We start from the raw sequence: 12,605 nt of genomic DNA, 5'->3' as shown, positions 1-12,605 counted from the left end.
ATCAGGCTGCGTGGGTGGTGGCGCGGTGGGCGAGCTCCTGCCGGACCAGCGGCAGGATGTGACGGGCGTAGTCGATGGCGTCGTTCAGCGGGTCGTAGCCCCGGATCGACAGCAGGTCACAGCCGATGTCGACGTAGTCGAGCAGTGCCTTGGCGACCGTCTCCGGCGAGCCGACGAGCGCGGTGGAGGCACCGGCCGCGTTGGTGGCGACCGCCGGGGCGGTCCACAGGCAGCGGTCGTGGACCTCCCCGCGCTCGGCGATGTCCAGCAGCCGCTGGGAACCGACGTTCGCCGGGCGGCCGGTGGTCCTGTAGTGCCGCAGCAACTCGGTGTTGCGTGTCCGGTCCCTGAGCACACCCAGCGTGCGGTGCGCCTTCTCCCAGGCCAGCTCGTCGGTGGGCGCGATGATCGGCCGGAACGACACCCAGATACGGGGGCGGGGACGGCCGGCGGCGTCCGCGACCGCGTTGACGGCGGCGATCTGCTCCGCCGTCTCCTTCAGCGGCTCACCCCACAGCCCGAAGATGTCGCCCTGCTGCCCGCCCACCCGGTAGGCGTCCTGCGAGGAGCCGCCGACCGAGATCGGCACCAGTCCGTTCACCGGCTTCACGTCGGAGTGGTAGCCCTCGAAGCGGAAGTACTTCCCCTCGTGCGAGACGGGACCCTCGGCCTGCCACACCTTCCTGAGGATCTGGATGTATTCGTCCGAACGCTCGTACCGCTCCGCCTTGTCGAGATAGTCGCCCTCGCGGCGCTGCTCCTCGTCACTGCCGCCGGAAATGATGTGCAGGGTCAGCCGGCCGTCGCTGATCCGGTCGAGTGTGGCCAGCGCCCGGGCCGCGTGCGTCGGGAAGATCACCCCCGGCCGGTGCGCCAGGATCGGACGGACCCGCTCGGTGTGCGTGGCGACGAACTGAGCGATCTGGAAGGCGTCGGGCGAGGCCGAGTGGTAGGCGACCAGGGTGTGGTCGAAGCCCCCGTCGTCCAGCGCGCGGGCGTACTTGCGGAGATGGCGGACATCGAGGCCGGTGCGGCTCGAGGCGGCCGGCCCGGAGGCGGCGGAGTCGGTGTGGACGGCGCTGATGAACTCGACAGGCATGAGCAACTCCTTCTGAGAACGCCTACTTGAGGACGGATGTGTCGGCCGACTTCGCCACGTCGACGTTCGGGTCGAGGACGCCGATGCCGTTCATGAGGTCGGCCACGTCCTGCACGGTCGTGTTCACGTCGCCGTTGATCGGCAGCACCTTGCTGTACGCGGCCGAGGCGAGCGTCTTCGCGACGGAGGCGTCGGCGCCGTTGCGGGTCTCGATGGCCTTGGCGTACGCGTCCTGGTGGGTGCTGGTCCACTCCAGGGCCGTACCGAGACGCTTCAGGAAGTCGCCGAGCGCGGTCTTCTTCGCGCTGTCGGCGAGTACCTTGTCCGAGGCGCCGATGAAGCCGTAACCGCTGACCCGGCCGTCGGCGCCGTCGACCAGCAGCCTGCCGCCCTGCTCCAGACCCACCGCCTGGTAGACCCCGAAGGTGGCCCAGGCCTTGATCCTGCCCGAGGCGAACGCCGCCTGTGCGTCGGTCGGCAGCAGGTACTGCACCTTGACGTCGGAGTACTTCAGCCCGTTCTGCTGGAGCACATTGGCGAGCAGGTACTCGGAGACGCTGCCCTTGGCCGACGAGACGACGACCTTCTGCCCCTTGAGGTCCTCGACGCCGTCGATACCGGAGTCCTTCCGGACGACGATGCCGACATGCGTCCCGTCGTTCTTGAGCGCTGCCACGTTCTTGAACCGCACGCCCCCGCTCAGCGCCTGGAGCGCCGGCAGGTCCGCGGAGTACGTGGTGTCGGCGGCGCCCGCCTGCACGGCCTGGTACAGCGGGGCCGCGCCCTCGAACTCGGCCCACTTCACCTTGTAGCCGGCGCCCTTCAGGGCGTCCGACGCGGCGAGGATCGTCTGGAGCGTCTTGGCCTGGTCTCCGATGGTGAGCGTGACCTGGCCCTTGGCGGAGGCGTCGGCGGAGGAGTCCGCGCCGCAACCGGCCAGCGCAAGCAGGACGGTGAGGCCGAGCGCGGCGGGGCTGAGCCTGCGGATCACAAGGGGGGTCACGAGGAGGTTCCTTCCAGGGTGCGGGTGACGCCGAGCCAGCCGAGGAGGCGGGCGCGCAGGGACACGAAGTCGGGGGTGGTGAGGTCACGGGGACGGGGCAGATCGACGGTGAGTTCGTGCGCGATACGGCCCTCGTCCATCACCAGGACCCGGTCGGCGAGCAGCAGCGCCTCCTCCACGTCATGGGTGACCAGGAGGATCGCGCAGCCGTGCAACCGCCAGAGTTCGGCGACGAGTTGCTGCACCTTGCCGCGGGTGAGGGCGTCCAGCGCGCCGAACGGCTCGTCGAGCAGCAGGAGTTCGGGTTCGCGGACCAGAGCGCGGGCCAGCGACACCCGCTGGGCCTGGCCGCCGGACAGGGTCTTGGGCCAGACCTCGGCCCGCTCCGCGATGCCCACCTCGTCGAGCGCCCGGCGGGCCAGTGCCCTGTCGGGCCGCCCGGGCAGCCCGAGCACGACGTTGCGCCACACCTTCAGCCAGGGCAGCAGCCGCGGCGACTGGAACGCGGCACTGCGCCGCGCGGGTACGGTCACCTCGCCGCCGATCTCCTCGTCCAGCCCGGCCAGGATCCTCAGCAGCGTCGACTTTCCGCAGCCGCTGTGCCCGAGCAGGGCGACGAACTCGCCCTCACGGATGTCGAGATCGAGATCGTGCAGGACGGTGTTGCCGTCGAAGGCCCGGACGAGTCCGCGTATCTCCACACTGTTGGCCATGACGCTCACGCCTCACCCTCGAAGTTGGCCCGCCAGGTCAAGAGCCGCCGCGACAGGATCCGTACGGCGAAGTCGCAGGCGAGACCGAGCAGGGCGTAGACGACGAGACAGAGCACGATGACGTCCGTACGGAAGTACTGCTGGGCGTTGCTCATCAGATAGCCGAGGCCCGCGTCCGCGTTGATCTGCTCGGCGAAGACCAGGGCCAGCCAGGCGGTGGAGAGCGCGTACCGCAGGCCCACGAGGGCGCCGGGCAGGGCGCTCGGCAGGATCACGTACCTGATCAGACCGAGCCTGCCGAGGCCCATCATGCGTGCCGCCTCGACGAGTTGGGCGTCGGTCGAGCGGATCCCGCCGTAGATGTTGAAGTACAGCGGGTACGTCACCCCGAGCGCGACCAGGGCGATCTTCGGGGTCTCCTCGATGCCGAACCAGACGATGAACAGCGGGATCAGACCCACCCAGGGGATCGCCCGGAACATGCCCATCGAGGAGTCGATGACGTCCTCGCCGAGCCGGAACAGCCCGGCCAGCAGCGAGAGGCTCAGCGCGATGGCGGCGCCGATCAGAAAGCCGGTGGCGGCCCGGCGGCCCGACGCGGCGACCGCACTGGGGAGTTCGCCGTTCCCGGTGAGCTCGATCGCCTGATGGACGACGTCCACGGGGGAGGCCAGTACGGATTCCGGGAGCACGCCGGTGGCCGAACCAAGGAACCACAGGAGGACGAGGCCCACGGGACCCGCGGCCCGGCGCACGGAACGGGGGACGGTGAAGCGGCGGTCCGTCCTGGCGGTGCCGCGGATGGTGACGCGGGCGGACGGGGCAGGAGCCTTGCCCGCGGGCACCGCCTGCTGCGGCAGCACCCTCGCGTCCAGTGGTTTCGTCGTCATGGGCGGCTTCCCTTCGCGGCCGGACGGTCGGGATCGGCGGACCAGGCGGACCAGGAGCCGGGGAAGAGGACGGCCTCGAACCCGGCGAGCTCCAGGGCGGCGATCTGGTGGGCGGCGGTGACACCGGAGCCGCAGTACACGCCGATCACCGAAGCGGCGCCCGCCCCCTTCTTCTCGAACCGCTTGCGCAGTTCCCCGGCCGGCAGGAACCGTCCGTCCGCCGCGAGGTTCTCCCCGGTCGGCGCGGACACGGCACCCGGGATGTGCCCGGCACGCGGGTCCACCGGCTCCACCTCGCCTCGGAAGCGCTCGGCGGCCCGGGCGTCCAACAACAGCCCGCTGACCGCGAGTTCGGCGGCACCGTCGGCGTCGGTGACCGGCAGCCCGCCATACCGCAGTACGACGTCGCCGGGCACCGGATCCGCCGGGATCCCGGACTCGAGGGGCAGTCCGGCTGCCCGCCAGGCACCCAAGGCCCCGTCGAGCAGGGTCACTTCACCGACACCCGCGTGTCGCAGGAGCCACCAGGCCCGCGCCGCGGCCGTGTTGCCGAGGTCGTCGTACACCACGACGGACCGGTCCTCGCCGATGCCCCAGCGACGGGCCGCCCGCTGCAGGTCGGCGACGTCCGGCAGCGGATGCCGGCCGCCGTCTTCGCCGGGCGACGCGGCCAGTTCGCGGTCCAGGTCGACGTAGACCGCACCCGGGATGTGCCCCTCGGCGTAGTGGTCGCGGCCGTGCGGGTCGCCCAGCGCCCAGCGGACGTCCAGGACCACCGGCGGGCGGTCCGCGGCCGACCGCGCACGAAGTTCCTCGACCGTGATCGTCACGCTCATGCGAGACCCTCCGCGATCACCGGCAGCTCCGGCGAGAGCCGCAGCCGCTCCAGGAACAGCACGACCGTCGCGGCGACCGTGCGGTGCAGGGCGTCGTTGAGGACGTCGTGCCGGCCGCCGTGGAGGATCACCGGGCGGACCGACGTGCCCGCGTAGGCCGAGTCCACGGGGCTCACCGTGTCGTCCGCGCCGTGCAGTGCGAGTACCGGAATCCGTACCAGGCCCAGGGAGTGCGTGACCGGAGCCTCGGCGAGAGCGCCGCGCCGGAAGGCCGGGTCGTTCGTCAGCCGACCCCGGTGCGTCGGGCAGGCGGTCCGCGCCTCGACCTCCTCCTCCCAACTCCCCGCGGCCCACGCGCCGGTGGGCAGTCCGGCCAGGATCAGAGCGTCCACGCCCGCGGTCCGCTCGGCGGCGAGCCGGGCGGCGTACGAGGCACCCGTGTCGGAGCCCACGAGCACCTTGGGCCCCGGCAGCGTCTCGTCGGCGAGGAGCTTGGCCGCCTCGTCCAGCACGGACGGGTCGGCGGACGGGTCGCCGAGGGCGCGCACACGGTAGGCGTCGAAGGCGAGCCGGCGGCCGAACCGCTCGTACACACCGCCGTGTTCACCGCGCCCGGCCAGCACGATCAGCGTGCCGCGTGGAGCGAGGCCTTCGGGTTCGTCCCAGGAGAAGGAGGGCATGAGGGGGCAACTCCCATGTGAGGGCAGGGGAAAGGGCAGGCCGCGACGGCTGTCACGTGTCAGTGATCAGCGAGGGCCGAGGAGAGGGAAAGAGCGCCGGGAACGGCGGAAGAGGTCAGCGACAGCGCGCGCTGCACGCCACGCCGAAGTCGATGACTCGGCGCTGCGTCAGAAAGGCAGCAGAAGCGGTCGCGTGCACCATGCGCTCATCATGACCGACCGTGACCGGGTGCGTCCAACGATGATTCCGCATCGAAACCGATCAGGTATCGCGATCGAACGGCGGAGCGACTACCGTCACCGCCATGCCCCGACCCGTACTCGACATCGTGGCCCTGCGCAGCCTGACCGCGATAGCCGACTGCGGCGGCTTCCACCGCGCCGCCCGGGCCCTCGCCCTGAGCCAGTCCGCGATCAGCCAGCACGTGCGCAAACTGGAGAAGACCCTGGGCAGGCCGGTCGTCGAACGGGAGGGCCGCGGCACCCGGTTCACCCCGGCCGGACGCCTCCTGCTCGAACAGGCGCGCCGTGTCCTCGCCGTCCACGACGAGGCCGTCCGCGTCCTGCTCGACGTCGACGGCGACACCGTCACCATCGGCTCCACCGAACACGCCGCCGACCAGTTCCTGCCGCGGCTCACCGCCGCCGTGCAGGAGGTGCGCCCCGGCTGCCGGGTCCGCTACCGCATCGACCGCTCCGCCCGCCTGGTCGAGGCCGTCCAGCGCGGCAGTGTCGACGTCGCGGTCTACGTCACCGAAGCCGCCGCCACCGAGGGCACCCCCGTCGGCGGACTGCCGCTCACCTGGCACGCCACCCCGGGCTGGCGGCCCCCGCCCGCCCCCGTGCCCGTGCCGCTGGTCGCCGTCGAGGACCCGTGCGCGATCCGCCGCCGTGCCATCGTCACCCTCGCCGAGCACGGTGTGCCCGCCACGGTCGTCGGCGACGCCGGCTATCTCGCGGGCGTCCTCGACATCGCCCGCACCGGTCAGGGCGTGGCGCTGCTGGCCGCCGTCGGCCCGGCCCCCGACGGCCTCACGCCGTGCACCGACCTGCCCGCCGTGCCCCCGATCCCGATGAGCGCGCTGGCCCGCCCGGGCGCGGATCCGGCGACGGTCGAGGCGGCCTTCGGCGCCGTACGCGAACTCCTGCACCGAGAGCACACACCGCTCCGCACGGGTGATCCAGAATGACGGCATGATCTGGCTCTCCGGTGCGGCCGGCGCACTCGTGCTGGCGCTGGTCCTCGGCAGCATCCTGCGCACCCTGGTCGTCCCGCGCGGTCTGTACTCACTGGTCGTGTACCGGCTGTGGTCGGCCCTGCGCGGCCTGCTGCACCTGCTGGCGCTGCGCCGCGGCTACGAGGCCATCGACCGGTGGCAGGCCTGGCTCGCCCCGCTGATGCTGGTCGGCATGCTGGCCATCTGGCTCGGCGGCGCCCTGACCGGCTACGGCCTGCTGCTGTACGCCCTGTCCCCGCTCGACTGGACGACGTCCTTCCGGGAGGCCGGCTCCAGCCTCTTCACCCTCGGCTTCGCCGGCGGCGCCCGGATCAGGCTGTCCGCCCTCGACTTCGCCGCCGCGGCCACCGGGCCCGTGGTCATCGCCCTGCAGATCGCCTATCTCCCCACGCTCTACGCCGCCTACAACCGCCGGGAGCTGGAGGTCACCCTGCTCCAGTCCCGGGCCGGCGAACCCGCCTGGGGCCCGGAGATCCTGGCCCGGCAGTGGCTGGTCGACACCGAGAGCGCGCTGCCCCAGCTGTACCGGGCCTGGGAGCGGCTCGCCGCGGACATGGGGGAGAGCCATTCGACGTACCCGGCCCTGCTGGCGTTCCGCTCGCCGCGCCCCCACCGCAGCTGGCTGGTGGGGCTCATCGCCGTGATGGACGCGGCGGCCATGCAGCTCGCGCTGGCCCCGCGCTCGGCCCCGCCGGAGGCCCGGCTCGTACTCCGGGCCGGCTTCACCGCCCTGCGGGACATCGCCCGCGCCCTGCGTTTCCCGTTCGACGCCGACCCCTCACCGGACGCCCCGATCCGGCTCACCTTCGTCGAGTTCGACGCGGCCGTGTCGATGCTGGAGTCCGCGGGCTTCTCCGCCGAACGAGGCACCGAGGAGGCCTGGGCGCACTTCAGGGGCTGGCGGGTCAACTACGAGGCGGTCGGCTACGAACTGTGCCGCCGCTGCGACGCGGTCCCCGCCCTGTGGACGGGCCCACGGGACTTCCCGTCCACCCCGATCCCGCCATATCGGCCGGCGGACCGCAGACCGGGCGAGAGGCAGCCCTAGGCGCTGCCCAGCATCCGCTCGAGCACCGCACGCTGCAGTGGCAGCACGTCGGTGTGCAGGTCACGGCCCTTGCGGGTGAGGGTGACGTACACCCCGCGCCGGTCCTCCAGGCAGACCGCCCGTTCCACCAGGCCGTCCTTCTCCAGCCGGCCGATCAGCCGGGACAGCGCGCTCTGGCTGAGATGGACCCGCCCGACCAGGTCCTGTACCCGGCACTGATCGCCCTGCCGGGGAACCTCCGTGGCAAGGACGTCGAGCACCTCGAAGTCGCTCGCGCCGAGGCCGTGCGGGTGCAGCGCGCGGTCGATCTCGCACATCGTGCGCGCGTGCACCGACAGGATGTCCCGCCACCGCTCCTCAAGGCCCGCGTCGGCCGTCTTCACTGCCATACCCGCACGTTAACACCGTTGCGCCGTTTGTTTACAGTGCAACTAGTGTGGTTGCAAGCACTTTTCTACGAGGGGTCCTGGAGCAGCCCGACCAGGTTGCCGTCCGCATCCTTCACGGCGGCGATCAGTCGGCCGTTGCCGACGTCCTGCACGTCCTGGAGCACCTCTGCCCCCGCCTCCACCAGGGCCGCGAGCCGCCCGCGGAGGTCGGAGACGTGCCAGTAGGGAACCGGCCCGGTCAGCCCCTGGGCATGGCCGTGCGGGTTGAGGCCGACGTCCTGGCCGGCGGCCCTGAAACCGACGTAGTAGGGCTCGTCGGCGTACGGCTCGACCTCGAGCAGCGCGCTGAACAGCGCCTTCGCCCGGTCGACGTCCTTGACGGGGTAGATGACGGTCTGAACGCCCGTGGTGGTCATCGTGGTCACTCCTCGGTCCTCGCGTGGTCCGGCGGGATGCGCCGGTGGTTTCACGCTAGGCCCGAACACCCCGCGACCGCTTCTCCGATCCTGACCGGTGCGGTCCTCACGTGGAGTCCCGTTTCACCAGCTCCGTCGGCAGGATCACCGCCGCCGGGTCCTCGCCCCCGATCTGGGCGAGCAGCACCCGCACCATCTCGTTGCTGATGCGGTCGTAGGGCTGGCGGATCGTGGTGAGCGCGGGGGTGGCCTCGATCGCCGCGACGGAGTCGTCGAAGCCGCCCACGGACACGTCCTCGGGGACCCGGCGGCCCGCCCGGCGCAACGCTGTGAGAGCGCCCTGCGCCATCAGGTCGGAGGCCACGAACACGGCGTCCATGTCGGGGGCCCGCTCCAGCAGACGTTCGATGCCCGCCTCGCCGCTGGCCCGGCTGTAGTCGCCCGAGGCGATGAGCCGCTCGTCGATCTCGACGCCCGCCTCCGTGAGCACCTCCTTGTAGCCGGCGAGGCGGTCGACGCCGCCCGGCGTGTCCAGCGGGCCGCTCACCATGCCGATCCGGCGGCGGCCCAGCGACAGCAGATGGCGCACCATGTCACGGGCGCCGTCCCGGTCGTCCGCCGCCACATAGCTCACCTTCGAGCCGGGCCCCATGGGCTTGCCGCACTGGACGAGGGGCACCCCCGCCTCACGCAGCTGCTCCGCGACCGGGTCGCCGGAGTGGCTGGAGACCAGCAGCACTCCGTCGACGTGACCGGCCGTGATGTAGCGCGTTATGCGCCGCCGCTCGTCCTTGGTGCCCGCCAGCATCAACAGCAGCGGGATGTCGTGCGCCGCCAGCGCCTGGGTGCAGCCGCTGAGCAGCACATTGAAGTTCGGGTCCTCGAAGAACCGCTCCTGCGGCTCGGTCAGCAGAAAACCCACGGAGTCCGAGCGGCCGGTGATCAGGGAGCGCGCGTGCCGGTTCACGACGTAACCCGTCTTGCGGATGGCCGCATTGACCGCCTCCGCCGCACTCGGGCTGACGTAGTGCCCGCCGTTGAGCACCCTCGAGACGGTGCCCCGTGAGACCCCTGCCTCGCGGGCGACGTCGTGGATGGTCGGCGGTTTGCGGCGGCCCCCCGCACCATTGTTCATGGTCATGACTTTACGGCTCCGGACAGCAGATCCAGGCTCCAGAACCGCTGAACGACCAGGAAGAGCGCCACCAGCGGGATCACGGCCAGAAACGCGCCGGTGATCACCAGCGTGTACAGCGCGGGCTGGTTCGAGCCCTGTTCCAGCAGCGTGAACAGACCCAGCGTGATCGGGAACTTCTCGTCGTCGCTCAGCATGATGTACGGCAGCAGGAAGTTGTTCCACACCGCCACGAACTGGAACAGGAACACCGTCACCAGTCCGGGGATCATCATCGGCAGCGCGATCCGGGTGAAGATCCGCCACTCGCCCGCCCCGTCCATCCGCCCGGCCTCGACCACGTCACCGGGCACGGCCGCGGCCGCGTAGATGCGCGAGAGATAGACGCCGTACGGGGAGAGGATCTGCGGCAGCAGCACGGCCCAGTAGGAGTCCGTGAGGTCGGCCTTCGCCATCAGCAGGTACTGCGGGACGGCCAGGATGATCGGCGGCATCAGCACGCCCGCGAGCAGGACGTTGAAGATCGACTCACGGCCGCGGAAGCGGTAGGTGGCCAGCGCGTAGCCGCTGACGGCCGACACACACGTCGACAGCAGCGCGCCGAGACCGGCGTACAGGGCCGAGTTGCCCATCCACTTCCAGTAGACGCCGTCGCGGTAGGCGCTGAGCTCCTTGACGTTGTCGGTGAAGCCCGTGCCCGGCAGGAAGGTGAACGTGGAGAACAGCTCGCTGCCGGACTTGGTGGACGCGATCACCACCCACGCCACCGGCAGGAGGCAGTAGAGCGCGCCGAGGAGCAGCGTGACCGTCGGGACCAGTGCGATCCGACTGCGAAGCGGCGGACGGCCCTGCGCCGTGCCGGCCGCACCGGCCGCCGACGGAATCTTCTGTACGGCAAGAGAACTCATCTCGCTGCCTCCTGCCTGTTGCGACGATTGGCCGCCCGCAGGAAGCCGAAGGACAGCACCAGCGTGGCGAGGGCGATGATCACGGCCTCGGCGGCCGCCTGGTAGATGTCGCCCGTGCCGAACGCGTCCCGGTACACCTTCATCAGCGGACTCCACGTCGTGGACACCGAGTTGGTGAGCGGTTTGAGGGTCATCGGCTCGTTGAACACCTGGAGCGTGGCGATGATCGAGAAGAAGAAGGTCAGCACCAGCGAGGGCGCCACCATCGGGATCTTGATCCGCAGCGCGATCTGCAACGGGGTGGCGCCGTCGAGCTTCGCCGCCTCGTACACCTCGGCCGGGATGGCCTGCAGCGAGGTGTAGATGACGATCATGTTGAAGCCGGTGCCGCCCCAGACCGCGATGTTCGACAGTGCGAGGTAGAGGGGGCCGCCGCTGAGCAGGTCCGGCTGCGGCAGGCCCAGCTTGTCCAGCACGAAGAAGAAGGGGCTGACGGACGGCAGGTACAGAAAGCCCCACAGCAGCGCCGCCACCACACCGGGAATGGCGTACGGCAGGAAGATCGCGAGCCGGGTGAACGGCGCGAGCCGCACCTTCTCGGAGTCCAGGGTCAGCGCGAACAGCAGGGCGAGACCCAGCATCACCGGGACCACGATGCAGCCGTATCCCAGCACACGCAGCGTGCCGTCCAGCAGCTCGCTGTCGGTGAAGGCGTCGGTGTAGTTCTCGATGCCGGCCCAGATCTCTTTCCGGGCGCCCGCGCCCAGGCCGAGCCCGGACACCTTCACCTTGTGGAAGCTGAGCCAGACCGCGTACCCGATGGGCAGTGCGAAGAACAGGGCGAAGAGGATCGTCGCGGGGAGGAGGAAACCGTACGGGGCCCCTTTGACCCCGTACGACGTCCGGCGGGCGCTGGTCACTCGGAGACCTCGAAGCCCTGCTTCTTCAGATCGTTGACCGTGGCCTGCTGCATCTTGGCCAGGGCGGCGGAGAAGTCCGACTTGTTCTTCGCGGCGGCGCCGAAGGCGTCGTTGAAGGTCGTGTAGGCGACGTTCACGTTCGGACCCCAGGCCGAGGGCGCCGTCGTCTTCGCGATCTCCGCGGCCTTGGTGTAGAAGTCCGCCTGGTTCGAGAAGTAGTCCGGCGGGGTGGCGAACGCGCCGCTGGTCTGGGCGTTCGTGGCCGCCGGGTAGATGCCGCTCTCCTTGGCCAGCGCCTGCAGGGCCGTACCGTCGGTGTTCAGCCAGGCGGCGAACTTCGCGGCGGCCTCCTTGTGCTTCGAGTCCGTCGTCACGGCCGTGGAGGACCCGCCCCAGCTGCCGGTCACGTTCTCACCGGCCGACCACTGGGGGAGCGGGGCCATCGCCCACTTGCCCTTGGTGTCGGGTGCGGCGGTGGTCAGGGTGCCGGGTGCCCACACGGCGGAGACCCAGGCGATCTGCTGGCCGGTGTCCAGCGCCTTGTTCCAGGCCGGGGTGTACATCGGCTGGTTGTCGATGGCGCCCTCCTTGACGAGGCCGCCCCAGAAGTCGGCGACCTTCTTGGTCGCCGCGTCGTCGATGCCGACCTTCCACTTGTCGCCGGAGGTGGTCCACCACTTGGCGCCGGCCTGCTGGGCGAGACCCGCGAACAGACCGGAGTCGTTGGCGGAGAACGTGGTCAGGTCCTTGTCGGGGGCCTTCTTCTTCAGCGCGCGGGCTGTCTGCGCGAACTGCTCCCAGGTCGTGGGGACCGTCAGGCCGTACTTCTTGAAGAGGTCGGCGCGGTAGTAGAACATCATCGGGCCGATGTCCTGCGGCACCGCGTACACCGCGTCCGTGCCCAGCGTCGTCTGCTGCCAGACGCCGTCGGCGAACCTGCTCTTCGCGTCGCCGACGTTCTTGGCTATGTCCGCCAGCGCGTCGTTGCTGACCAGCGTCGGCAGAGCCTGGTACTCGGCCTGGACCAGGTCGGGCGCCTTGCCGGCCTTGTGCGCGGTGAGGATCTTGGTGACCAGCGTGTCGCCGGACGCCTGCTTCTTCACCGTGACGGTGATCTGGTCCTTCTTGCCCTGGCCCTTGTTCCAGAGGTCGACGACCTTGTCCATGCCGGGCGTCCAGGTCCAGTACGTCAGCGAGACCGGACCGGACTGGGCACCGCTGTCGTCGTCGGACGAGCCGCAGGCGGTGAGGGCGGTGCTGCCGAGGGCGACGGCAACAGCGGTTGCTGCGTATCCAAGGAACCGACGGCGCTTCGTGATGGGCATGGATC

Annotated in this window: 14 protein-coding genes; 2 read left to right on the top strand and 12 right to left on the bottom strand. The window is 70.6% G+C overall.

Going from position 1 to position 12,605, the window contains the following annotated elements:
• Position 1: 1 nt before the first annotated feature.
• From ABT057_RS00970 to ABT057_RS00945, 6 genes are read right to left on the bottom strand one after another with little or no spacing between them, the layout of a single operon-like run.
• Positions 2–1,099: an LLM class flavin-dependent oxidoreductase gene (locus ABT057_RS00970; RefSeq protein ID WP_352340098.1), complete on the bottom strand. Its 1,098-nt coding sequence runs from the start codon at positions 1,097–1,099 to the stop codon at positions 2–4.
• Positions 1,100–1,121: 22 nt separating this feature from the next.
• Positions 1,122–2,102: an ABC transporter substrate-binding protein gene (locus ABT057_RS00965; protein ID WP_502973742.1), complete on the bottom strand. Its 981-nt coding sequence runs from the start codon at positions 2,100–2,102 to the stop codon at positions 1,122–1,124.
• Entirely contained in the window at positions 2,099–2,815 is a 717-nt protein-coding gene (locus ABT057_RS00960) for an ABC transporter ATP-binding protein (protein WP_352340096.1), read from the bottom strand. The genes ABT057_RS00965 and ABT057_RS00960 overlap by 4 nt, the downstream gene beginning before the upstream one ends.
• A gap of 5 nt (positions 2,816–2,820) precedes the next feature.
• The gene (locus tag ABT057_RS00955) at positions 2,821–3,705 is read right to left on the bottom strand and encodes an ABC transporter permease (RefSeq protein WP_352340094.1); all 885 of its coding nucleotides are present in this window, start codon (positions 3,703–3,705) and stop codon (positions 2,821–2,823) included.
• The gene (locus ABT057_RS00950) at positions 3,702–4,541 is read right to left on the bottom strand and encodes a sulfurtransferase (protein WP_352340092.1); all 840 of its coding nucleotides are present in this window, start codon (positions 4,539–4,541) and stop codon (positions 3,702–3,704) included. Before ABT057_RS00950 ends, ABT057_RS00955 begins: the two co-directional genes overlap by 4 nt.
• A complete protein-coding gene (locus ABT057_RS00945; protein WP_352340090.1) occupies positions 4,538–5,221 on the bottom strand; it encodes an alpha/beta hydrolase in 684 nt (227 codons plus the stop codon). The genes ABT057_RS00950 and ABT057_RS00945 overlap by 4 nt, the downstream gene beginning before the upstream one ends.
• 305 nt (positions 5,222–5,526) lie before the next feature.
• On the opposite strand from ABT057_RS00945, the gene ABT057_RS00940 reads away from it, so the two are divergent.
• Positions 5,527–6,411 (top strand): LysR family transcriptional regulator, encoded by an 885-nt coding sequence (locus ABT057_RS00940; protein WP_352340088.1) that lies wholly within the window; start codon positions 5,527–5,529, stop codon positions 6,409–6,411.
• A 4-nt stretch (positions 6,412–6,415) separates the two neighbouring features.
• The gene (locus ABT057_RS00935; protein WP_352340086.1) at positions 6,416–7,507 is read left to right on the top strand and encodes a hypothetical protein; all 1,092 of its coding nucleotides are present in this window, start codon (positions 6,416–6,418) and stop codon (positions 7,505–7,507) included.
• On the opposite strand, the gene ABT057_RS00930 is transcribed toward ABT057_RS00935, so the two are convergent.
• The 6 genes from ABT057_RS00930 to ABT057_RS00905 form a co-directional block, all read right to left on the bottom strand.
• Positions 7,504–7,896, bottom strand: a complete 393-nt coding sequence (locus tag ABT057_RS00930) for a MarR family winged helix-turn-helix transcriptional regulator (protein ID WP_352340084.1) — start codon at positions 7,894–7,896, stop codon at positions 7,504–7,506. The genes ABT057_RS00935 and ABT057_RS00930 overlap by 4 nt on opposite strands.
• A 65-nt stretch (positions 7,897–7,961) precedes the next feature.
• Positions 7,962–8,312, bottom strand: coding sequence for a VOC family protein (locus ABT057_RS00925; protein ID WP_352340082.1), 351 nt, complete (start codon positions 8,310–8,312; stop codon positions 7,962–7,964).
• 106 nt (positions 8,313–8,418) lie between these two features.
• Positions 8,419–9,453 (bottom strand): LacI family DNA-binding transcriptional regulator, encoded by a 1,035-nt coding sequence (locus ABT057_RS00920; protein WP_352340080.1) that lies wholly within the window; start codon positions 9,451–9,453, stop codon positions 8,419–8,421.
• Positions 9,450–10,355, bottom strand: coding sequence for a carbohydrate ABC transporter permease (locus ABT057_RS00915; protein WP_352340078.1), 906 nt, complete (start codon positions 10,353–10,355; stop codon positions 9,450–9,452). Before ABT057_RS00915 ends, ABT057_RS00920 begins: the two co-directional genes overlap by 4 nt.
• The gene (locus ABT057_RS00910; protein ID WP_352340076.1) at positions 10,352–11,275 is read right to left on the bottom strand and encodes a carbohydrate ABC transporter permease; all 924 of its coding nucleotides are present in this window, start codon (positions 11,273–11,275) and stop codon (positions 10,352–10,354) included. Before ABT057_RS00910 ends, ABT057_RS00915 begins: the two co-directional genes overlap by 4 nt.
• Positions 11,272–12,600 carry an ABC transporter substrate-binding protein gene (locus ABT057_RS00905; RefSeq protein ID WP_352340074.1) on the bottom strand — a complete coding sequence of 443 codons (1,329 nt, stop codon included), beginning with the start codon at positions 12,598–12,600 and terminating at the stop codon, positions 11,272–11,274. Before ABT057_RS00905 ends, ABT057_RS00910 begins: the two co-directional genes overlap by 4 nt.
• Positions 12,601–12,605 lie beyond the last annotated feature (5 nt).

The sequence above is a fragment of the Streptomyces sp. NPDC002588 genome (assembly GCF_040295925.1).
Lineage (GTDB): Bacteria > Actinomycetota > Actinomycetes > Streptomycetales > Streptomycetaceae > Streptomyces.
This window is presented reverse-complemented; position numbering and strand designations above follow the sequence as displayed.